Annotated in this window: 15 protein-coding genes and 1 tRNA gene; 12 read left to right on the forward strand and 4 right to left on the reverse strand. The window is 55.8% G+C overall.

All coding sequences use genetic code 11. The features are described from left to right. Positions 1 to 119 precede the first annotated feature (119 nt). Both FYJ63_RS05720 and FYJ63_RS05725 read left to right on the forward strand, forming a co-directional pair. Positions 120 to 192: transfer RNA gene (locus FYJ63_RS05720), tRNA-Arg, on the forward strand. Between the two features lie 33 nt (positions 193 to 225). After that, positions 226 to 744 carry a DUF1648 domain-containing protein gene (locus FYJ63_RS05725; RefSeq protein ID WP_154544645.1) on the forward strand — a complete coding sequence of 173 codons (519 nt, stop codon included), beginning with the start codon at positions 226 to 228 and terminating at the stop codon, positions 742 to 744. A gap of 42 nt (positions 745 to 786) precedes the next feature. Here the strand turns inward: FYJ63_RS05725 and FYJ63_RS05730 are convergent, their stop codons facing one another. Continuing rightward, entirely contained in the window at positions 787 to 5,406 is a 4,620-nt protein-coding gene (locus tag FYJ63_RS05730; RefSeq protein ID WP_154544647.1) for an acyl-CoA dehydratase activase-related protein, read from the reverse strand. Positions 5,407 to 5,640: 234 nt separating this feature from the next. Here FYJ63_RS05730 and FYJ63_RS05735 point away from each other — a divergent pair, with 234 nt between their 5' ends. Beyond that, on the forward strand, positions 5,641 to 6,258 hold the full coding sequence (locus FYJ63_RS05735) for a TetR/AcrR family transcriptional regulator (protein WP_154544649.1): 618 nt from the start codon (positions 5,641 to 5,643) through the stop codon (positions 6,256 to 6,258). Between the two features lie 30 nt (positions 6,259 to 6,288). Next, on the forward strand, positions 6,289 to 10,557 hold the full coding sequence (locus FYJ63_RS05740; protein WP_154544651.1) for a DNA helicase: 4,269 nt from the start codon (positions 6,289 to 6,291) through the stop codon (positions 10,555 to 10,557). Positions 10,558 to 10,776: 219 nt separating this feature from the next. On the opposite strand, the gene FYJ63_RS05745 is transcribed toward FYJ63_RS05740, so the two are convergent. Together FYJ63_RS05745 and FYJ63_RS05750 are read right to left on the reverse strand one after the other, a co-directional pair. Further along, the gene (locus FYJ63_RS05745; protein ID WP_154544653.1) at positions 10,777 to 11,373 is read right to left on the reverse strand and encodes an RcpC/CpaB family pilus assembly protein; all 597 of its coding nucleotides are present in this window, start codon (positions 11,371 to 11,373) and stop codon (positions 10,777 to 10,779) included. 134 nt (positions 11,374 to 11,507) lie between these two features. After that, a complete protein-coding gene (locus tag FYJ63_RS05750) occupies positions 11,508 to 12,164 on the reverse strand; it encodes a 5-formyltetrahydrofolate cyclo-ligase (protein ID WP_277027201.1) in 657 nt (218 codons plus the stop codon). Positions 12,165 to 12,233: 69 nt separating this feature from the next. On the opposite strand from FYJ63_RS05750, the gene FYJ63_RS05755 reads away from it, so the two are divergent. From FYJ63_RS05755 to FYJ63_RS05780, 6 genes are all read left to right on the forward strand, one after another. Next, the gene (locus FYJ63_RS05755) at positions 12,234 to 13,145 is read left to right on the forward strand and encodes a UTP--glucose-1-phosphate uridylyltransferase (protein WP_154544657.1); all 912 of its coding nucleotides are present in this window, start codon (positions 12,234 to 12,236) and stop codon (positions 13,143 to 13,145) included. Further along, on the forward strand, positions 13,145 to 14,335 hold the full coding sequence (locus tag FYJ63_RS05760; RefSeq protein WP_154544659.1) for a molybdopterin molybdotransferase MoeA: 1,191 nt from the start codon (positions 13,145 to 13,147) through the stop codon (positions 14,333 to 14,335). Before FYJ63_RS05755 ends, FYJ63_RS05760 begins: the two co-directional genes overlap by 1 nt. Before the next feature lie 38 nt (positions 14,336 to 14,373). Further along, complete coding sequence (locus FYJ63_RS05765; RefSeq protein WP_229769998.1) at positions 14,374 to 15,030, forward strand: GNAT family N-acetyltransferase; 657 nt, start codon at positions 14,374 to 14,376, stop codon at positions 15,028 to 15,030. Between the two features lie 105 nt (positions 15,031 to 15,135). Next, positions 15,136 to 16,224: a hypothetical protein gene (locus FYJ63_RS05770; protein WP_338106844.1), complete on the forward strand. Its 1,089-nt coding sequence runs from the start codon at positions 15,136 to 15,138 to the stop codon at positions 16,222 to 16,224. A 122-nt stretch (positions 16,225 to 16,346) separates the two neighbouring features. Beyond that, entirely contained in the window at positions 16,347 to 17,468 is a 1,122-nt protein-coding gene (locus FYJ63_RS05775) for a hypothetical protein (protein ID WP_154544663.1), read from the forward strand. Continuing rightward, entirely contained in the window at positions 17,465 to 18,760 is a 1,296-nt protein-coding gene (locus tag FYJ63_RS05780; protein ID WP_154544665.1) for a heparan-alpha-glucosaminide N-acetyltransferase, read from the forward strand. Before FYJ63_RS05775 ends, FYJ63_RS05780 begins: the two co-directional genes overlap by 4 nt. A 69-nt stretch (positions 18,761 to 18,829) precedes the next feature. Here the strand turns inward: FYJ63_RS05780 and FYJ63_RS05785 are convergent, their stop codons facing one another. After that, the gene (locus FYJ63_RS05785) at positions 18,830 to 19,141 is read right to left on the reverse strand and encodes a DMT family transporter (protein WP_338106845.1); all 312 of its coding nucleotides are present in this window, start codon (positions 19,139 to 19,141) and stop codon (positions 18,830 to 18,832) included. 429 nt (positions 19,142 to 19,570) lie between these two features. Between FYJ63_RS05785 and FYJ63_RS05790 the strand changes: the two genes are divergently transcribed. Continuing rightward, positions 19,571 to 20,749: an ROK family transcriptional regulator gene (locus tag FYJ63_RS05790; protein ID WP_195839345.1), complete on the forward strand. Its 1,179-nt coding sequence runs from the start codon at positions 19,571 to 19,573 to the stop codon at positions 20,747 to 20,749. A gap of 148 nt (positions 20,750 to 20,897) precedes the next feature. Beyond that, positions 20,898 to 22,199, forward strand: a complete 1,302-nt coding sequence (locus tag FYJ63_RS05795; RefSeq protein ID WP_338106846.1) for an extracellular solute-binding protein — start codon at positions 20,898 to 20,900, stop codon at positions 22,197 to 22,199. Positions 22,200 to 22,251: the final 52 nt, after the last annotated feature.

Consider the following 22,251-nt stretch of genomic DNA (forward strand, 5'->3'; position numbering starts at 1 on the left):
CGCTAACTTTGCAAAAGAGCCGACCTCTGTGTCGGCTCTTTCACTTTAATGAGTCAAGGGGGTGCGCATTACCGACTCGTTTTCGCCCCGTCGTGCAAAACCACGTAGACTTGGCTTAGGCCCTCGTAGCTCAGTGGATAGAGCAACCGCCTCCTAAGCGGTAGGTCGTCCGTTCAAATCGGATCGGGGGCACTTCCTAACCATGGTTTCTCAGAGGTGGGCCAGATGTCTGAGTTAATAAACAAGCGGACCTTCGGGGGACGACCGTTCCCGAATCCGGTAGCGAAACGCCACCAAGTCGGGGTGTTCCTTGCGGTATTGGCGGTTATTGGGGTTGTCGTGGCCTGGGTGAGGATTCGTGCCCTGTTGCCCGATTCTATTCCGATGCATTGGAACGCGGCAGGAGAGATTGACCGCTATGGAAATCCCGATGAGATGTGGATTATGGTCATTATTTTTGCGGTTCTGGCGCTCGCTGTCTTGATTTTGGTGCGTTTCCCGCAGGCAACAAATACGCTGTTTTCCCCGAAGACCGATGCGGGATGGCAGGAATACTACGGATCGGTGCGCGATTTCTCGATTGGGCTGAGTCTGGTGATAACGGCGCTAAACCTGGTCATGATTTTGACTGCCAATCCGGAGTGGAACCTCCCGATATTCTGGGTTTGCATGCCCTTAGCTCTGGCTGTTGCTCTCATCGCGGTTCATCTGAGGCGCACCCACCAGCTCTCGAAGAAGAAGTAGGGCGGCGCATTTATCCAGACTAAGCGCAGTTGGCAAGATTAGCTAGTTGCGAGAGGGAAGCGACGGCATTCCGAGCGCGACCGGTTCGGGGCTAGCGTTCGCGCCTCCCGCAACGCCACAAGCGGAGGCGGAGCCAGTTTCGGTCAAGTCTGGCATGTCCTCGCCAAGCCTGGCGAAATCGAGGTCGCGCCCTTCATTGATTTTCGCGGTGGAAATCATCAACTTGATGCGGTTCAACTGGTTCACCGCCGAGGCCCCCGGATCGTAGTCGATGCCGACGATGTTGGCCTGGGGGTAGCGATTACGCAGCGGCCTAAACATGCCCTTGCCGACAATATGATTCGGAAGGCACGCGAAGGGCTGGACGCAGATAATGTTCGGGCAGCCCTCCTCAATCATGTCAACCATCTCGGAGACGAGGTACCAGCCTTCGCCGGCCTGATTGCCCATCGAGGCGATATCCTTGGACTTCTCGTACATGTCCATGATGTTAGTTGCGGGGGAGAACTTGCCGTTGGTCGCCTCAAAGGCCTTGTTCACGGCCTTGTTGTATTGTCGCAACACCCACAGCCCAAACGGCTTCGTGAACCGCGCCTTCGGGTTCATGCCAAGGTTTTCCCAATCCCACTTTCCGTCAGCCATCGAATATTCGAAGAACTGCAAGAGTCCCGGCAAAACTGCTTCGCAGCCCTCGTCTTCAATAACCTTTACGGCGTGATTATTCGCGTAGGGGTGGAACTTCACGAGAATCTCGCCCACAATCCCGACCCGCGGTTTACGGGCAATGTTACGCAAGGGCAGTTCATCGAACTCGCGGACACACATCTTGGTGAGCTTCTTGTAGCTCACCCGCCCCAAACCGCGCACGTGTTTCCCGCCAGATTCAAACCATTCGCGCCACAGCGTGTTCCAGCGTTCATAGAGCGCCTGGGCCGAACCGGGCGCCGCCTCGTAGGGGCGCACCCGCAAGAGCATCTTCTGAATCGCATCCCCAATCACGAGCGCTTGGATGATGCGGTGGTAGATCGGGAGGGTGAACTTGAATCCCGGGTTTTCCTCGAGCCCCTGGATCGAAATCGCGATGACTGGAACCTGGGGATAGCCCGCGTCGCGCAAGCCCTTGCGGAGCAGTGACGCGTAGTTCGTCGCGCGGCACATCCCGCCAGTCTGGCTCATGGCGACTGCGGACTTATTCGGATCCGCCCGACCCGATACGAATTCATCAATGAGCTGGCCGATTACGACGAGGGAGGGATAACAGGCGTCGTTGTTCACGTATTTCAGGCCGGTTTCCATCGTCTCGGCATCCACGGTTTCCAGCAGGCGAATGTTGTAGCCGGCATGGCGCAAAATCGGCTCCGCAATCCGGAACTGGATGGTGGCCATTTGCGGAATCAGAATCGTGTAGCCCTCATCACGCATCTTTTCGGTGAAAGGCGTTGGGGCGTAGAGGTGGCCGGCCGCGGTCGTGCAAGTTGTGGGGGATGGCAAACCATCGGGGCGCGCGGCGGTAGCCGGGTAGGTTTCGACCGTGGCGGAGGTAAGTTCGCGGTCGGGGTGCTTTTTATTAGTGGTCGAAGTGGAGTTTCCGAGGAAGTTTACGTTGATGGTGCCGTCCGCGGAGATGGTTGTGGTGGGGTGCGCTACGCCAGTTGGGGGCAAACCCTTTTGGCTACGCTCTTCGCGTTCGGTGGCGGCCGCGGCCAAGGAGCGCAAGCGAATCGTTGCCGCGCCCAGGTTTGAGACCTCATCAATCTTCAACTGGGTGAAAATGTCACCGGCACCCTCGAGAATCTCTTGCACTTGCTCGGCAGTTACCGCATCAAGCCCACAGCCAAAAGAGGTGAGCTGGACGAGCTCCAGGTCTGGCTCGGCGGCGACCCGCGCGGCTGCTTCATAGAGGCGCGAATGATAAGTCCACTGGTCACGCACGCGAATCGGGCGCTCCAAACGACCATCGGCAATGGAATCCTCGGTCAAAACCGCCATCCCGAGCTGGACAATCGCGTCTGGAATCCCGTGGTTGATTTCCGGATCCAAGTGATACGGGCGACCGGCCAAAACCACACCGCGCTTGCCGTGCTCGCGCATCCACTCCAAGGTCAAGCGACCCTGCTCGCGGGTTTCCTCCTTCACCCGGGCGTCCTCTTCGTAACCGGCATAGACGGCAGCGGTGGCTTCTTCCAGGGTCACGTTCCAGTCAGCAAACGTTTCCACGAGGCGTTTTGCGACAAAATCCGGGTCGGCCATATTGAGGAAGGGGGAAATAAATCGCACCCCGGGCTCGGCCAGAGACTCCATATTGTGACGCAGCGCCTCGGGATAGGTTGCAACCACGGGACAATTGAAATTATTGTCCAGCTTTGGGTTGCGCGGCATGTTGTAGTTCACGCAAGGATAGAAAATCGTCTTGACGCCCTTGGCCAGCAGCTGCTCGATATGCCCGTGGGCGAGTTTGGCGGGATAACAAATGTTTTCAGAAGGGATCGACTCCATACCCTGCTCAAAGAGATCGTGAGAGGAACGCCCCGAAATCATGACCCGGAAACCGAGGTGGGTCAAAATCGTGAACCACAGCGGGTAGTCCTCATACATTCCGAGTACGCGTGGAATCCCGATATCGCCCCTGGTGGCGTTCTTTTCGGTAAGGCGACGGTAAGAGAAAAGCCGCTGGTACTTCCAGTCAAATAGGTTTGGAATTTCCGATTTCTTCGGGTGCTTTTCCAGCGAGGCCCCGCGCTCACAGCGGTTGCCGGTCACGTGGCGGGTACCATTGGCGAAGGTTGAAATCGAGACATTGCAGTGGTTTTGACAGAAACTACAGGTTTTGTGGGTGGTTTCCACGTCGAAGTCATCAAGGGCTTCGAGGCTCGCGAGACTTGAGGCCTCGGCACTGTCGTCGTGCATTTTCGCAGTCAGCGCCGCCCCATAAGCACCCATCAAGCCGGCAATATTGGGGCGAATAACCTCGCGCTTGGTCAAGAGCTCGAAGGCGCGCAAGACGGCATCATTCAAGAACGTGCCACCTTGAACCACGACTTTATCGCCCAAGTCCGAAGGATCTTTCAACTTGATGACCTTGTAAAGGGCGTTCCTAACGACCGAATAAGACAAGCCTGCGGCAATCGCTCCCGTGTCGGCGCCTTCCTTTTGGGCCTGTTTCACCGAGGAGTTCATGAAGACCGTACAGCGCGTTCCGAGGTCAATCGGGTCGGGGGATTTCACGGCCGCGGCGGCGAAATCCTGTACCGTAGTTTCCATCGTGGCTGCGAAAGTCTGAAGGAAAGAACCGCAACCCGAGGAGCAGGCTTCGTTGACAGAAATCGAATCAACCGTGCCGTCCTTGATCTTGATGAACTTCATGTCCTGGCCGCCGATGTCCACCACCGAAGTCACCCCGGGCGCCAGGTAGTTAGCGGCGCGGTAGTGGGCCATCGTCTCGACTACGCCTTCATCAAGGGTCAATCCAGCCTTGACCAAGCCCTCGCCGTAACCGGTCGAGCAGGAACGCCCGATAACCGTGCCTTCGGGAAGTTCAGAGCGAATCCGGCGTACGATTTCAATCGCGGCGCTCAACGGATCGCCCTCATTAGAAGCGTAGTGGGTGAAGACAATCCGGTCGTTTTCATCAATAACCACGGCCTTGATGGTTGTCGAACCGGCATCAATCCCCAGCCAGCAACGTCCCGTCGCCTCGCTGGTCGGGATGGAATCGATATGGTCGCGGTCATGACGCTCCTTGAACTCGCGGTATTCCGCATCATTCAGGAACAAAGGGCGCATCCGGGTGGATTCGTGGGTGACCTCGGCTTGCTTCAAGCGGGTAATCAGCACTTCCAGTTTTTCTGGCGCGGCGGCGTTGGCGCCGGCCTCACCGCCATCGGCTAAAAGCGCTGAACCGAGCGCGACATAGAGCTGGGCGTCATCCGGAGTCGTGAAGTGCTCGACTTTCGGGAGAAGCTGGCGATAGGCCTCGCGCAGCTGCGGCATGAAGTGGAGTGGCCCGCCCAAAAACATCACATTGCCGCGAATCGGACGCCCATTGGCAAGCCCTGCGATGGTTTGGGTGGCTACGGCAGTGAAAACGGAGGCAGCCACGTCTTCGTGGGCCGCGCCCTGGTTTAGGAGCGGCTGAATGTCAGACTTTGCAAACACGCCACAGCGTGAGGCAATTGGATAAGTCGTCGTAGCGTGCTCGGCCAAGGTGTTCATGCCCGCGGCATCGGTCTCGAGCAAGGTCGCCATCTGGTCAATAAAAGCGCCGGTCCCACCCGCACAAGACCCATTCATGCGCTGTTCGGGAGTGGGGTGGAGGTAGGTCAGCTTCGCGTCTTCGCCACCGAGTTCAATAATGACATCAGTCTCGGGGTTGAAGCGTCGCACCGCTTCGGTTTCAGCAATAACTTCCTGGACAAAGGGAACTTTCATGGAGTTAGCAACCTGCAGGCCACCCGATCCGGTCACGGCAGCTTGCACGGTGACATCCCCGAGATCGGTGGCGACATCTTCCAGGAGCCTGGTCAACTCGCGGCGGACATCGGCTTTGTGGCGGCGGTAGTCAGCGAAAACGTGCTTGCCTTCGGAGTTAAGCGCCACGGCCTTCACAGTGGTGGAACCAACATCGACTCCTAGACGGATTACCTGGTTTTTTGAAACCGACATGACAAGCCTCCCTTGTTTTCCTCAAAGTGAGTTTTTGGGACGTGAGTTTTGAGGGTGAGAAAAAACTCATTTTCCAATTGGGAGACTAGACGGAAAAGCCAGAAATTTTAACGTGTTGAAATTAGAATGTTGGTAAATGTGATTTCCTACGAGGATAAGGGAAAACTCTACAGTGAAGGAGAGAAATGTTATTGAAACTTAATCCAATATTTATACAACAAGAGAGTTGTGAAAATGGCTGATGGCTCCAAAGTGTCCAAAAACCAGCGCGGCCCCGCAGGGAAACGCGGCGAAACTCGTCAGCGGATCCTCGAAGCCGCCCACGCAGCCTTTACCGAAATGGACTACCAGCACGCGACTTTCCGAGAAATCGCGTCTCGAGCGGAGGTTGACCCCGCGCTGATTGCTTACTATTTCAAGTCCAAAGCCCAACTGTTGCGAGAATCTTTGGCTCTTCCCGAAGATCCTAAAAAGCTGATTGCTGCCGCGTTGGTGGAAGGACCTGCTGAAGAAACGGGGCACCGGCTGGCTGCGGTCATCCTCAACACTTGGGAGCAGGCGGCCACAGCGGGAACGCTTTCCACCCTGTTCACTCTCCTGCTGGAAGATGCCTCCACTCAACAGGTCTTTGCCTGTTATATCGAAAATGAAGTCCTGGCAACGGTAAAACAGGACCTCGGTATCGACCTGGTTTTGCCCATTGAACTGATGATGAGCGCCGTGCTGGGAATGCTGCTGTCTCGATATGTCGTCAAGTTGGAACCACTCGCCTCCATGAGTCGAGAAGACCTTATTGATGTCCTTGGTTCCATCATTCAACGCCTGCTGGGTCAACTCGAAACCGTGCAATAACTCACGAATTTGGCGTGGTAACGCGACTTAATGCCTTTGGGAAAGTATCGTGGAGCTGTGGAATCAGAACCGAAAGAAGTCGATGTAGTGACCGAAGCCCTGGAGCCCGTGCGGCTTGATCCGGTGGCTTCGCGAATCGAACAATGGGCAACCGAGGCCAATCAAGCCCCCGGGGGGAATGCCCTGCGAGATATTGACGCGCTGGAATACCTGCTGGATTTGACCGGCTCTCACCCTGCCGGTATGGCCCAGCTTTACGGCGGAAGAGTGACGAAACTCTCGGCTCTGATACGGGACACTGCTGCTTTTGCTTCGGCACGGTCAGTGCTTTCGAAAATCGACCAGGAAAAACAGACTTCCCTAGCGCGCTTCGGCCTCTACCCCACATACCTGGTGATGGGAGTGGCTTCCTGGACCCAGCTCCCGCCGTTTCGAGAGGAAGAACGCGGCACGAGGCCGGATCTGTCCCACTTTAAACTTCAACATTTCAATCTTCCTGTCCTGTTGCGGCCCTTGGAGCTGGAAGCCAATGGGAACGATTTCACCTTGAAAATGGGCGGGGCTCTTATGCTCAACCCCGTTTTGGAACATGTGTTCCAGCAACGTGAGGTTGATTTTGAACCCCAAAAACTGTGGGAGACATCGGGAGGGGAAACTGGATTCGATTTCCAACCGGCTTTGCAAATGCTTAGAGACCTGGGGCAAAGCCATATCCCTGGTTTCGATTTGAAAGAAAATCTTTTGGTGGCAAACCTGGGGGTGTCCGGAGCGGTTCTCGCGGCGGATTGGCACCAGGTGTCAGCCATGGCTTTGGAAAACCCGCTGGTGAGAGCGTTTGCGGGCGACAAGACGGCATCAGCCAAGTTGTTGGAGCCACTTCCGGAGACGCCACCCTTCGATCGCGATCCCGATGTGGAGCGGGGCATCGGAGATTTGGACGTGTCTCAAGCGAGGGTTATTGAACTGGTGGCGAGCGGTCGCTCCATTTTTGTAGAGGTTCCTCCGGGCGCCCCCGGTTCTGCCACTATTGAAGCCATCTTGGCTGATGGAGCCGCCTCGGGGAAACAGATTTGCTATGTTCCCGGCGTGCGACGCCTCGGAAAAGCGGTGTTGGGTGGGTTGAAGCGATCCCGATTGTCTGATTACGTTTTGGATTTGACGGGATCCAGCGAGTGGCGCAGTAGCCTGCGTGACCAGCTCCTGTCCGCTCCGGCGAACTCCCAGGTGAACTCGCCGGTTCCCGTGGAGGAACTCGCCAGGGCACACGCGAAACTGCGCGCGATTCGGGAAAAATTGTACGGCTACACCGAGCGGCTGCATCGGGTGCGGCAACCTTGGGGAGTTTCGGCCTATACCGCCCTGCAGGCTCTCGCCGACCTCACGAGTGCGAAACCTGGCCCGAGGACCAAGGTGAAGCTTTCGCTTTCGAACGATGAACAGTTCACTCCGGCTGGACGCGAACGCATCAAGAAGCTGCTTGATAAAGCGAAACAGGCGGGGATGCTCGACCCGAGCCTGGAAACGTCGCCGTGGCGATCGGTGGTGCTTTCCACAGAAGTGGACGCCACGGACGCGGTCTCTCGGGTTCATGACCTGGCGGAGGGCAAACTCGCGAAACTGCGTAGAGAACTGGACACGGTTTCAGACCAGACGGGCTTGGTTTTCCCGGAAACCCTCAATGCTTGGAAAGAACAGTTGGGGATGCTCGATGGGGTGGCGGAGATTCTGGAGACTTTCCAGCCCGAGGTTTTTGAAAAATCCGCAGCCGACATGGTTATCGCGACTGCTACTTCGCGGTGGCGTCAAGCGCGCTCCCTTCCGATGAAAGGCAAAGACCGTCGTGCTCTCGTGAAACAGGCCCGTGACCTGCTTCGTCCCGGGGCTACCAGCCGGAATCTCCACGAAGATTTGGTGAACGTACAAAGCTATCGAGACCTGTGGCGGCGCCATGCCGTGCCGGGGGCGTGGCCACGGGTGCCGGAGAACCTGGCGGAAATCAAGGAGCTTTCGGAAGAGATTTTTGTACAAATCAAAGCCATAGAGCCGATAATCGCGCAAGCGGATGGATCGAAGGGCCAAGAACCGGAGGCGATGGCGCTGTCTGAGCTCGATACCTTGTTGAATCGACTTGATTCCACGAGTGACCAGACGAGACAAATGCCGGCGCAGGTGCAACTCCTGAAGGAGATTCAGGAGGAGGGGCTGGAGCCACTGCTGGAGGACCTGCGAGAGAGGAAGGTTGATCCGGACTTAGTTCCGGCAGAACTGGATCTTGCCTGGTGGTCGACAGTTTTGACTGCCATCTTCAAGAGTGACCAAAACTTGGCGGGAACCGACGGCGCCGCTGTGCGCGAGATGGTGACGAGTCTGCGTGCCCTGGAACTGGCTCATATCGAGTCACTGCCTTATCCCGTAGCCCAAGCCATCAGCCTGCGAGCAAACCAAACTCTGGCTTCCAATCCGGAGATAGCCGGATTGCTGCAAGAAGTGCTGGTTTCCTCCGAAGCAAGCGAGCTCGGTAACTTTAGCCGCCTGGTTCCGCTAGTGAAGATTTTGCGTCCAATTTGGGCGCTGTCTCCTTTCGTAGCGGGTCAGCTTTATGGATCTGAACCCATTGACCTGCTGGTTTTGGATCATCTCGATCATTTGAGCCTCTCTCAAGTCATGCCCTTGGTGGCGCGTGCGAAACAGCTTGTCGTGTCGGGAGACTCGCACCGCGGTTGGGGTGGATTCACCAAGGCGGCTGCCGGAACTCTCCCGGCGGTGTCTTTACGTTCCGACCTGGGGGAGCTCCCCGAACAGGTCGCGGCTTTCCTGGCGGGACACGGGTACGAGGATACGGTGGTGCCGGTGCCATCTCCGCGTCCAGCGTCTTTAGTCAATCTGCATCTTGTTCCCGAGGCGCAAGCTCCCCTCTCTCGAGATCAATCCATGGTGATGTCCCGCTCGGAAATTCATCAAGTAGTGGAGTTGTGTCTGAACCACGCGCTCAATCGACCCAGCCAGAGTTTGGCAGTTGTCTGTTTCAATGCTGCGGCGGTACCGCGGATTCGGAAGGCCTTGGCAGATGCGCGCGTGAAGATTCCCCAGGCCCAGTCATTCTTCTCCCATCCGAGTGGAAGACCGGCGGTGGAACCGTTCGTGGTCGTGGATTCGACCCAGGTCGCCGGCCTCAGACGTGATGTCATCATCCTGTCTTTGGGAATGTCAAAAACGCCGCAGGGGAGGGTTCAGTTACACTTCGGGCCGATTTCGGGTCCTTCCGGAGTGGCGCATGTGGTGGGAAGTCTCGAGGCGGTGCGGCAAAGGCTGGAGATTGTTTCCGCGTTTAAAGCCGAGGAAGTTGACCTCAAGAAAGTCGACAGCGCGGGCGGGAAAATGCTCGTTGAGCTTCTGGAATCTGCCGGAGAACCGGAGGGGATGGCTCGCGCACTGACAACGCCGGAGTCCTTTGAATCAGAGCCGGATCGTCTCTTGGTGGATTTGGCGGAACGCCTGTGGCGACAGGGGCTCACGGTAGTGCCGCGTTTCGGGTTACCCGACGGAATCCAGATTCCTTTGGCAATCGGACATGCCGATTTGCCCTCTGAGCTTTTGGTGGCGGTCTTGACAGATGACGAGAACTACGTTTCCGAGCCTTCCTTGCGGCGCCGTGAAAGGCTGTGGCCGGCGCGTCTGGAAGCGGCGGGGTGGAAAGTCATCACCTGTTACACCAACGAGGTTTTTGCAGATCCCCAAGCGCAAGCCCAGCGGGTTTTCCATGGCCTATCTAATGCTTTGAACGCGAGAAAATCCCAGCTTTCGATACCGATTATCGCTACCCCGCACTTTGAAACCGATCCGGAGGAGGGAGCGGATTCTTTCGCGGATGTCTTTGGAACCGGTGAAAAACAGAAAGACGTAGCGCGGGAGGACAAATCCAAGGAAAATCTGGAATCATCCGGTGGCTTGCCAGTTGATGAAAAACCCCAAAGTGGAACGTTTGGTAAAGAAAATTCGGGGTCGGAGGGTTTGGAAGAGTCGGAGGAGTTGGATAGCGATTCCTCGGGGCCGGCTCGCCTGCACTTGGTCAAGAAAGAGCGCGGCCCCAGGCCGCCGATAGCCAAGGGACTGCCATTGGCAGCCTACGGAGATGACCAATTGGATGAGTTGTTGGAGTGGATTTGTTCCGACGACGTGGAGCGTAGCGAGGACGAACAAGTGGAAGAACTCCGCCGCGAGCTCGAGGTTTCCAAGCGCGGCGCCCAAGTTGATGCGGTGCTGCGCCACGTGGTGCAGCGACGAAACGCGGCCTTATAAAATGGAACAATCGTCACAAAATTCTTCGCAACGTCGCCACCGGAAAGCGACCTATATTGCCCCGCAGGATAGCGACAAGACGGATCCCTTCGCGCCTGTTGGCGAGTCGGGGCCGTCGGATTTTCCCGTTCCGGAAACTCCCGCGGAGTTGGATGGGTCGATTGAGAGGCAGATTATAGAGAATATACCGCCGCACTTTGGGAGTCTTTAGGCGCTACGCTAACCTCGCAGGACAAAGGACAGGGAATGTTCGTCTTTAGCGGCGACAACTTTTCGCGCGGATTCTTCGTTGGCCGCTAGGTAAACAATGGCTTTCGACTGGGAGGTTCCGAGGAGGCTATCCTTTGAGGCCTCCACCCCCAAGACGCGGACCCCAGTAGCAAGAAGCTGGTTTTCTGTCTGGGGCTCGGAGCTCCAGATCTCAACTGTTTGACCGGTCTGAGAAAAACCCGCTACTGCCGGATCATCAATGGAAAGCGCGAAGGCAACTTCGCCCTCTCGGAGATCGCCCATGGAATTTTCCAGCAGCAAACTCGGCTGGAGGATAGTTCCCGCCTCCAAGGCCACCGCGGCTTTTCTACCTTCCACATCTTGAGGCGAGGCGAGATATTTTTCCGGCACAGCCCTCGGGTCTAGACCTCTCACCTGCACTTCCCGGGCCGTAATCTCACAGCCGGCGCAAATCTCCGAGCGCGCTACCAGCGCCGCAGTGTGACTTTTCTGGGGTAAAAATATGGTCACCCCTACCGCTAGAGCCAGAGCCGCCAAGGCTCCGGCCAGAGGAAAACGCCAATTCCAAAATCGTTTGAACTTCATGCCCCCACGCTACGACGAGGAGAAAAAGCGCCCTAGCGGAAAATTATTACCCTGTGAATTCGGGCCTTAATTTGCAATTGTGGAAAACCCTTGCTGAACCCAAAACTACCATGCCAGAGCGTATTTGGTGACGTTTAGAGCGGTAAAATACCCTGAGTTTTAAACTCTGAATCTTCCAAAGCGAAGGCGCAATCGGGAGTGACAACCCCCGTCACTGGAAAATCATATTTATCGGTGGGGAGAATCGTGTGGGTCAACAGTTCGTTGGTGTAAAGCAAAGCGTAAATCGGCGTTTGCGGCTTCACATAAGGCAAAGCTCGGTCATACCAGCCACCGCCCTGCCCGAGACGGTTTCCCTGCCGATCCACCGCGAGGGCAGGCGTGAAGACGAAATCCACCGCGGCCAGCGCGGAAGAATCCAAAGCATCTCCGGTCGGTTCCTTAGGTCGGTTGGGAGATAAATCGGCCAAATCGTCGGCGCCCTGGTAGTAACCCCAGTTCCGCTTCAGTTTCGGACCAAGTTTCGGGATAAAAATGGTTTTTCCCTCCTGGTAGAGGGCTTCGATAAGTTCCAAGGTGGGGGGCTCGTTCTGCACGGAAACGTAGCAGGCAATATTGTGAAAATCTTTCGCCAGCTCCAAGGCTCTAGCGGTAATCGCTTTACCGGCTTCTTCGACTTGCGAGGGTCCGAGACGATTCCGAGATACCCGAATAATCTCTCTTAACTGCTGTTTTGCGTCCTCTGGTTCTTGGCCACGTAGGTCTGGCAGATTGAGCTCCGTTGCATGCACCTTCCTATTGTGCCTTAATTCCGGTCTGTTTTCCGGCATTTACTCGCGAAAAGCATTTAGGCTGGAGTCATGCAAAAAAAAGTTACCTCCGCTGTCATCCCGGCTGCGGGCCGTGGCAACCGTATGTATCCCCTGACAAAGTCAGTTCCTAAAGAACTGCTGCCGCTGGTAGATAGGCCGGTTATTCTCACTGTGATTGAAGAGGGTAGCCGTGCTGGAATCGAGACTTTCCACATCGTGACTTCACCGAAGAAGCCGGCGCTGCGGGAGTTTTTCACCCCGAAAGTGGAGGATGACCCCCGCAATCCGCGAGGTTTCTCGATGCCGCCGGTGAACTTCGTGACCCAGGATGAAGCCAAAGGTTTGGGGCACGCGGTTTTGCAGGCCCGAGAAGTAGTGGGGGACAACCCTTTCGTGGTGCAGCTTCCCGACGACGTCTTCCATGAAGAAGATCCGCTGCTCCAGACCATGCTGAAGGTGCACGAGAAAACCGGAGGCTGCGTGGTTGGTCTCCTGGAGGTGAGTCCCAAAGAGATTGGAGCCTATTCCACCACCGCCATTGAACGCGAGGTGCTCCCCTCGGAAATAACCGGCGGACACTCCGTGTACCGGTTGTCACAAATTGTGGAGAAGCCCACTCCAGAACAGGTGCATTCCCCCTACGCCATCATGGGACGTTACGTCTTGACCTCCCAGATTTTCCAGGTGCTGGCCGAAACCAAGCCCGGTCGAAATGGGGAGATTCAACTCACTGATGCCTTGGCCACTTTGGCGGATTTGCCGGTTGAAGACGGCGGGGGAGTTTGGGGAGTGGTCTCGCGCGGACGCCACTTCGACACCGGAAATCTCGCGGGATACTTGGCTGCCCAAGCCGAGCTCGCTTTGGAACACCCGTTCCTTGGCAATCCCCTGCGGGAGCATCTGCGCGGGGTTATCTGCGAGGAGAACAGTGGCGGTAAGCGAGCGGGAGGCGAAGCCTGATGCGCTCAGTGGGGGAGCATCTGAATCTGTGCCTGCTGGCCGCGGAGCCACTACCCGAACTGGCAGTCCCTCTTGAAGATGCGGTTGACTGTGTTTTAGCGGTTGATATTGTGGCTCAGGTTGCCTTACCGGAGACCAACCGTGCCGGAGTGGATGGCTATGCGGTGGCGGCTGCGGCTATTGCTCAAACCCCGACGAAGCTACCGGTGACGGCCGAAATGGTGGCCGGAGATACTCCGTGGGCCGCTCTCGTTGCCGGAACCGCCATTCGTATCGCCTCGGGGGCACCCCTCCCTCCTGGAGCTGATACGGTGGTCCCCCTGGAGGCTACCGATATGGGGATTTCAACGGTGGAAATCTCCCAAACATTTCCTCGCGGAGCCCTGGTGATTCCGGAGGGGATAGATGCTCAGCCGGGGGAGATTTTGCTTCCGGCGGGAGAACGTTTGGATGCGAAAAAGATTGCGCTTTTATCTGCTCTGGGTCTCAGCAGGGTCACGGTTCATCCGCGGGTGCGAGTCGTGGTTATCTCTATTGGTGATGAGCTCGTTGAACCTGGCGCTCACCGCGAGGAGGGCCAGATTTGTGACGCGAATGGGCACTCTTTGGCTGCGGCCTGCCAGGAAAGTGACGCGAAAACTTTTCGGGTTTTGGTCGGTGACGATCGCGCGAAGCTCCGTGAAACCATTGAAGACCAGTTGGTGCGCGCCGATTTGATTCTGACAACCGGCGGGTTGTCCTATGGCTCTGCTGACACGGTGAAGGAGGTTCTCGCTCCTTTAGGTCAGATGCGTTTTGACAATGTGGCGATCGCGCCGGGACGCCAACTTGGCGTGGGGAAAATCGGGGAGGTACCGGTGTACTGTCTTCCCGGGAATCCGCTGGCCGCGCAGGTCGCCTTTGAGACGTTCATCCGTCCGGTTCTGCGGAAAATGGCCGGTCGCTCGGGTCTCTATCGCGCCTCTGTTCCAGCGGCAATGTCCCAAGGGTGGAATTCACCAAGGGGGCGGCGCGAGTTTGTGCCGGTGTTGCTGACCGGCAACCCCGGCCACTATCGTGGGGAGGTGCTCGGTCGCCACCCTCAAGCGCGCCTAGCTGCGCTGGCGAGGGCGAACGCTTTCGCGGTGGTTCCAGAAGATGTCACGACCGTGGCGCCGGAAGCGATGCTGCACTGCATGGTTTTGGAATGAATGGTACAAGATTGTTTAGTGAATGGATAGGCGAATCATTGCGTAGAACGCGCGGTCAAATCATTTATCCAGGAGGACGCCGTCGCGTCATTTTGCAGCAACCGGATCTGCGAGCTCGTGGCTTATCCTCCGACTGGGATTGGATGGAACTGCGCCAACTCAAAGGCCAGGACTTCTATGCCGTTGAAAAATTGCGGCGTGGCGAGGCAGCCTGGTTGGCGCCGTGGGAATCAGGCGCCCCTCCCGGGATGACCCGACCCATCACCATGGAACAATACGTGGCGGCGATGTCTAAAAGTGCCCGCGAGGGCTTGGGCATGTGCTTTGCGATTCTTCCCGAAGGGCGGCTGGCGGGCCAGGTTTCCATCAGCAGTGTCCAGCGAGCTGCTTCCCAAAACGCCGCAGTGGGCTACTGGGTCTCCTCTCGCTTTGCCGGACACGGCCTCGCTCCGCTGGCGGTAGCGACGGTGTTGGATTGGTGTTTTGCCGAATACGGACTCCACCGGATTGAGATAAATATTCGTCCTGAAAACCAGCCCTCCTTGAGGGTTGTTGAGAAACTGGGGCTGCGAGAAGAGGGACTGCGCGAGCGTTTTCTCTACATCAATGGCGCTTGGTCGGATCATCGCGCTTTCGCGGTAACTTTGGAGGAATGGGAGCCGGACTATTTCGTATCCCAATTGTTACCAAAGTGAAAATTGTGGCCTTTGAGAATTTTGATAATTGGTTGAAATTTCAAAGCAAACCTCTCTTCGGAGTGGCAGCTCTCTTTTGGACTGTTCGGTCTGTATTTTGGAGATGTGAGTATCGCTGCCTGGATTTTATTAAGCCTGACCCTCATCGTTACGGTCGTATTGCTGCCGCAGGTGGCAAAATCGCGTCGGATGATGGGCCAAGCCCGTAATGATGACCGTTTTTCGCAGGGGATGCGCGTGTTGGAACTGGCCGAAGCGCCCAGTCTAGCCCACAGCGTGGAAGTGGCTATACACCGGAAAACTGACCGAACCATGCAACAATCTGTGACCCGACCCATCAAGATGGCCCAAGATTTAAGGACCTATACGGACTTGAAATCCCGTCGCGCTGCCGCTTCTTCCTCGCGGTCTTCGGCCGCTCGCCGGAGGTTGGCTTTCCTAGGGGGACTTGCGATAGCGGCCGTTGTGGTCTCTGGTTTTGCGGCCGCGGGGATGCTGGCCTGGTGGGTTTTGGCGGCCCCCGGGGCGGGCATTTTGCTGACTTTGGGATGGGGATCGGTTGCGGCTCGCAAAGGACGTCGAGAAGATCTGCGCTATTTGGAAGATATCCGTGCTGTGGAGCGTCGTCTCGAAAAGAGCCCGGCAGGCCGAGCGGCACTTCACGCCGGTAAACTCCGCAGCAATAGCCATTGGGCTAAGGTCGCTCAGGAGTCCTTGAACGCCGAGGCGCGCGAGGGGACCTTGAGTGAGGCATTGCAAAAGGCAAATGAGGTTCTCGAGGCTCAAATCGAAGAAGCTCCCGAAACGATGACAGCATCCGAGGTGGAACAAACGGTACAAAATGGCGAGACGTCGGCGGCAACTGGAGACGGAATTGACCAGACGGTACAAAATGACGCGAAGCAAAAGTCTACCGAGCAAAGCGCGACTGAAACTCTTGTCGATTCCTCCGAGAAGCACAAGTGGAATCCGACCGCGATTCCGGCGCCTTCCTACACGCTACGCTCGGATCTGGTTCGTCGAGACGTTGCTATCGCGGCGGAAGTGACCGGACAAGACTGGGAAGACACGCCGGTACCGATGCGACCGAAGATCGCCCAGATAATGCCGGCCGGAGAAGCGCTGACGAGCGAAGAAATCCAATCCTCGGCTCCTGTCGATTTGGAAACCATTCTGGAACGCCGCCGCGCCTAGAAAATACATGCCCGTTACGACCTCTTGTCGGGGCAAGGCACCCTGCAAGGTCGTGTCTGCGCAAACCGCCGATGGCAAGTCGCCGATCTTTCCACTAAAGTTTTCAACGAAGGAGGAGACGGATGACGCGCCGATTGAAACTAGCCAGTGTCCTCGTATTGGCGGTGGCGCTAGCGGTTACTGGATTCATTCTCACGAGAGCCACACAGAATCAACCCACCATACAGATTATTCTCACTCCGCATCCAGATGATGAGGTACAAGCCTGGTCAGCCCTGAGCGCGAGTCCCAATATCTACAATGTTTTCATTACTGCCACCAATGGTGAGGCCACGGGGTTTTGTAAGCCAGAGATCGTCCAAAGCACCCTTGCGAAGGCTAATAGTGATTTTTATCCTTCGACCTTACAGACAATTGTTAACAGCTCAGACCAGGCCGCGGTGGCGGCGGCATGTCGAGAGGCTAGGGCGGAATCATGGAATCATTTCCTTGACCGTGCCTCCACTCTCAACCGGTCAACTGCGCTTGGGGATGACGTTGCTGCTGAGACCCTGCAAGCCGGAGGAACCAAGACTCGAGCCTGGGTTGGATCCAATTCGGCTCGTTTCATGGCTGATTTGGGAGATGGGAAAGTCACTTCCAAGGGCGTCGAAAACGTTGTGAAAGATGTCTTGCAGGAGAGGGGAAAAATGCTCCCCGACCTCAAGCTTTCCAATATTGTCATCGCGGCGTATTACAACGACCCTTTGCTGAAGTCATCGGATGGCTCCCACAGTTCAGCTGCTGCCTATGACTACCCGCATCCTGACCACAAGGCGGTGCAGGACGCGGCCGTGAACCTAGCATCCTTCACCAGTGAGGGAGTGTGGGTCACTACGCATCCTTTTGATGACAGAGCTACCTTGATGTCCACTATTCCGAAGTCAGAATTCGATGCTCTGATGGAAAATACTGCCGCTGACGGAACCAGGTGGGACGGATGGAAAAAGGCCTTTGCGCCGTTTCGATTTGAGGTCGGCTCCAAACCTCCCGTGAAGCTTCCCGCTTTCTCCTATGCGGACGGGACAACTGCCGAATTTGAAGAGCTGAAAACGCTCAAGCACACCGGAATTCACCAAGAGGCTTACGGCTGGTTGGCGGCGGCAACTTGGATTCCGGGAGAATATAACCTGGCCGGATCTGGGGCTTTATTCGCACGCCACCAATTTTTCATCCAGATCGAGGGCGGAGGCGAAGCCGAATGAACCCCAAGATAGATTCCCACTCCAGTCCGCAGCCGCTTCCGTGCCCTGAGCCGCATTCGCTAGCGCAGCCGCAGGCAGAGGCTCAACTGCAGCCGCAACTTGAGACCCGACCCGAGTCGCGACCGGAGGCGCAAACTTCTGCCAGCCAGCAAGCAAATCCCGAGAACTACGTTCGGAAAAAAACCAAGCCGGGACGCATCACTGGCCTGGATGCGGCTCGCGGAGTGATGCTCATCACTTCCGTTACTTCCGCCTCAGTATTGGCTCCGCGCCCGGAGTGGCTGGTTCACGCCTCCTGGATGGGCTTGACTCTCTATGACCTGATTTTCCCTCTGTTTGTGACCCTGTCCGGAGTGGGGATGGCTTTTGCTTACCGCAATAGGGTCTCGAGATGGGTGAGTTTGCGGCGAATCACCGTGCTGCTAGTGGTAGGAGTGATTTACGGGGCGGTCGCCACGGGTGACTATACGCTTTCAACCTTACGGCTCACGGGGACGCTGCAGCTCTATGCGGGGCTGGTGGCTTTACTGGTCCTGGGGCATTTGCTCGGTCGTACCTGGCCAATCTGGGCGGGGATCACTCTCGTTACAGCGACCGTGGAAGCGGTGTGGCTGCATTTCTATGCCAGCGGCTGCATCGGGGGAGAACTCACTCCGACATGCAATCCCTCGCGCGTGATTGACGGGGCAATTCTGGGGGTTCACATGTACGCGCAGGGTTCCCTGGGGCATGATCCGGAGGGCGTTATTGCAATCTTGGGGGCTTTCGTAACTGCCGCTGCGGGGACAACCGCGGGACATATGGCTTTGGCCTCGCGTGGCACCTTGGCGCATTTGGGAGCCTTGCGGCTTGGTGCGTGGGCTGGGGTTGTAGCGCTCTACGGCTGGGGGCTCACGCTGCTGGTTCCCGCATTCAAGCGTTTGTGGACTCCATCCTTCGGATTGGCGACGGCAGCTCTCGGCATCATTCTTTTTGCAGTGTGTTTCTGGATTTTTGATGCCCCTGCGGGTCAGGCGTGGTCAACAAAGCGCCCGCGGTTTGCCGAACCCCTGGTGGCTTTGGGAAGAAATTCCCTGCTGGTCTATTTCGGCTCACACCTCTTAGTTGATGTGCTTGACCGTCTTGGGACCAATGGAGGTACGGAGCCTTCTCTCGCCGCTCGTCTTGCTGGAGCAGTGTCGCTGGGGCTACCGGCAGGTTGGGACGCCTGGGGCTTCGTGCTGTTGAATCTCGCTTTTTGGTGGATTCTTTCGATAATCCTGCGGCATTTCAAAATCTATATCCATGCTTGATGGCAGGCTAAAACTGGGGTTTTGTCGAAGAATCACCTAGATAGCTAAAGATTGTCGCGCCCTGAGGGCTTACGCCTCGGGGGAGACCAGCTTCAGGCCCGCAATGGCGGCAATAATCACGATGATGAGAGCAACCTTGATGGGGGTGGCGCTCTCCGTGCCCGCGAGGAAGGCATAAATCACGGTGAGACACGCTCCGATGCCGACCCAGACGACGTAGGCAATGGCAGGTGAAATCGTGCGGACGGAGTAAGCCAGTCCGGCCATTGATAGCGCCAAGGCCACGAAAAATACTAGGGAAGGAATGAGCTTGCGGAAACCGTCAGCGTACCCCAAGGCCGTAGCCCACACTGCTTCCAACATTCCAGAGACGATTAACACGAACCACGCCATGGCGAACCTTTCCTGGCCGTCTTGTCGCGTCGCCGGTACAGCTCCCTCGTCGGCGTAGTGGGCAAAATTGCCGACTACGCTATCCAGTATAAGCCGAAACGTGAGCGAGGCTGAGAGTAATTGCTGCAATAGGAACTTAATTTTATAGCATAATTGTGTCCAATTGCCGAGTCGGAAGGATAGTTTCTCGAACAAATCTGTTACAGACAGTTTTGTCTCTCCTCGGAGGGGAAATGTTCAGCAATGACTTGTCTGTTACCATAAGCGGGTGGTATTGGACGAAACGCATTGATGCAGAGCCAAGTCTGTACAACAAAGGTTCTAAGTAATGAGACACACCGAATGCCGGCACCGTACCAAGCTTCACTTAGATACAATCGGACTGTTCAAAGGGTAGGGTTTAATGCAAGGTGTTCCATGTTTACTGGCGTAACGTCAAGCAAAGAACGGGTTCTTGCCCAGATTATTCATGACGGACCGCTGTATAGAGCCGATTTAGCGCGAGTTCTGGGTGTCTCGCGCACCACCATCACAAATGCCACCCAGGCGCTTGTGCTTGCGGGATTGCTTGCTGAAGAAAAACCGCATGGGCTGAAAGCTAAGCTCTATGTGCCGCAAAGCGTTGGTGTGATGGTATCTGTGACATTCACGATCCGTAGCACTGCCGTTTTTATTTCGACGCTTGACGGCGCAGTAGTATCTAGCCAGGTATACGCCACTGAACCTAGCGAACTTGGGATCAAGAGATTCGAAACTGCTGAGGTCGTACTGTGCGATGTGTTGGGCGATGTTGGCAACCCACCTATTGCGGCAATGCATATCGCGGTCAATACGCAAGTGGATACACAGAGCGGGGAAGTGCTGGGTGGGGAAGCGTCGAGAATGTGGCAAGGAGTTAACCTCTTGAAAGGTTTTTCACGCCTTGCTCCGCAAGCGTCAATTATTATCGAAAACACCGCCCGTCTCATCGGATTAATGCAAGCGCAATCGTATTCCTGCGAGCGAAGAAACTTGGCGTATGTTCATGTGTCGTTTGGAGTGACTCTTGGTCATATTCTCGATGGGCACATTGTACATGGCAGCCGCGGAGGGGCGGGCGAACTTGGTCACGTAAGTATTGATCCTCATGGGTTGCCCTGTGAGTGTGGTAACCGTGGGTGTCTTATGCAATACATAGGTGAGGAAGCGGTTATGGAGCGGGCGCGAGTCTTGAGTAGTGCGCCAGGTTCCGTTGATGAGCTCGTTGGTAACTCGTCTAAATCAGACGCCGCATTCTACGATCACGGTGCGGTGGCTTTGCTTGACGATCTCGGTGAATGCCTCGGTCGGGCACTCGTTACGGTATGCCACATTCTCGATCCCGATGTCATTGTCATTGGTGGGAAACTTGCTTTTTCCGACATTTTTGTTGATGCTGTGAAGCGTGTTGTGCTACAACGAGCGTTGCCGCTAACGACTTCGAATCTCGAGATCAGTGCCGTGCATGTACCTTTCGATGTGAGAAGTATTGCTGAGGCCGGGATAGATGTACTGCGAAGGCGGGACGACATAATACGTAGGTGCGTGGAGCTAATCAGCAGTAACTACGAGTTATGAGCTCAGTATTACCTAAAAGTGTAAAAGAACTTGACACTATTTCTTCTAGGGTGCATACTGAGAATGATTTGGGTGAACTCAATCCAGAGGCTATTTCTCGCGAGCGCTCACCAATGAGCCGTCGCTTTACTTCAAAGGAGAAGAAATCGTGAATAACAAGCGTTTTAAGAAGATTCTAGCTGCGGGTGTGGCGTTAGTCACTTCGCTTTCACTTGTCGCATGTTCCTCAGGTAATTCAGCAAAGCCAGCGTCTTCTCGCGATGTGGGCGAGATTAACGGCGAAACCTTGCGTGTGTGGCTTATGGAGGGGAGTTTCACCGACGGAACAGTGAAGTATTTAGAAGACCAATTCGCGAAAAAGTACCCAGGTAATAAACTGAAAGTGGAGCTTCAGCCATGGGATGGTATCGTGCAAAAGCTTCAGACATCGCTGGCCTCCGATTCTGAAAGCCCGGATTTGGTGGAAACCGGCAATACTCAAACATCCACGTTCTCCAGCGTGGGAGCATTCGCTCCGCTCACTGACCTTTATGACGAAGTTGGCGGAAAAGATTTGATCCCCAGTTTCATTGAAGCGGGTTCGTGGAACGATACTCTCTATTCACTCCCGCTATATGCGGGTGCCCGTGGAGTGTTCTATCGCTCAGACTTATTCGAAAAAGCTGGAATTGACAAGCCAACGACGCTTGATGATCTCGCCCAAGCAGCGATTGACCTCGGTGCGGCGAATCCCGATGGGGTTGGCGGATTCTCCGGTATGTACCTAGCAGCAGTTGATATTCACGCTCCAGAATCGATCTTCTTCGCCGGAGGCGGTGAGTGGGCTGTTCAAGAGGGAGACAAATGGGTGCAAAAGCTTAGCGAGCCACAAAGTGTTGAGGCTCTCAAACGCGTGAAAAAAATCTTTTCTGATGGTACTGCCTATGCGCTTGATTCCCAGGCCTCGCAGAAAGCGTTCGAGAAATACTTCAACGAAGAGAAAGTCGGCATGTTACTTGGCACTGGTAACATTGGTGCCAAGATCGATCAAAAGCTTTGGGATGAAGGCAAGGTTGCTGTGATGCCGATTCCAGGAGTGAAAGACGGCGAGCTAGGAGCCACCTTTGCAGGCGGTTCACATATCTCACTGTCGGCCAATGCAAAAAATCCTGAATTAGCGAAAGAAGCTCTCAAGCTCATTTTCTCTGAGGATTTCCAAAATCAGATTGCTAAGGAGGGCTGGGTTCCGGGAAACACTACGTATTCGGGCGCAGCTACCGGTCCATTTGCTGAGATTGCTGCACAAATCGTAGACGTCTCCAAGCTTACTCCGAATACGCCTCAGTGGGGTGTGGCATCGGGCAATAACGTAGTGCGCGATTTCTGGACGGCTCTAGCGCAGGAAGACGACGTACAAGCTGTTGCTGATCGCTATGGTCAGCGGCTCGAAGACATCTTGAACAGCAAGTAGCTTTCTCCCGTCGTAGATATAGTCTCTATGATCCAAGATAGTAAGGAGGCCT

Origin of the sequence: Mobiluncus porci, from assembly GCF_009695935.1 — a bacterium.
Classification (GTDB): domain Bacteria; phylum Actinomycetota; class Actinomycetes; order Actinomycetales; family Actinomycetaceae; genus Mobiluncus; species Mobiluncus porci.

What these genes read in the sequence shown, in the direction of transcription:
- FYJ63_RS05780 (WP_154544665.1), top strand. Translation starts at nt 17,465, where the DNA reads ATGAACCCCAAGATAGATTCCCACTCCAGTCCGCAGCCGCTTCCGTGC.
- FYJ63_RS05740 (WP_154544651.1), top strand. Translation starts at nt 6,289, where the DNA reads ATGCCTTTGGGAAAGTATCGTGGAGCTGTGGAATCAGAACCGAAAGAA.
- FYJ63_RS05790 (WP_195839345.1), top strand. Translation starts at nt 19,571, where the DNA reads ATGTTTACTGGCGTAACGTCAAGCAAAGAACGGGTTCTTGCCCAGATT.
- FYJ63_RS05735 (WP_154544649.1), top strand. Translation starts at nt 5,641, where the DNA reads ATGGCTGATGGCTCCAAAGTGTCCAAAAACCAGCGCGGCCCCGCAGGG.
- FYJ63_RS05760 (WP_154544659.1), top strand. Translation starts at nt 13,145, where the DNA reads ATGCGCTCAGTGGGGGAGCATCTGAATCTGTGCCTGCTGGCCGCGGAG.
- FYJ63_RS05745 (WP_154544653.1), bottom strand. Translation starts at nt 11,373, where the DNA reads ATGAAGTTCAAACGATTTTGGAATTGGCGTTTTCCTCTGGCCGGAGCC.
- FYJ63_RS05730 (WP_154544647.1), bottom strand. Translation starts at nt 5,406, where the DNA reads ATGTCGGTTTCAAAAAACCAGGTAATCCGTCTAGGAGTCGATGTTGGT.
- FYJ63_RS05775 (WP_154544663.1), top strand. Translation starts at nt 16,347, where the DNA reads ATGACGCGCCGATTGAAACTAGCCAGTGTCCTCGTATTGGCGGTGGCG.
- FYJ63_RS05755 (WP_154544657.1), top strand. Translation starts at nt 12,234, where the DNA reads ATGCAAAAAAAAGTTACCTCCGCTGTCATCCCGGCTGCGGGCCGTGGC.
- FYJ63_RS05725 (WP_154544645.1), top strand. Translation starts at nt 226, where the DNA reads ATGTCTGAGTTAATAAACAAGCGGACCTTCGGGGGACGACCGTTCCCG.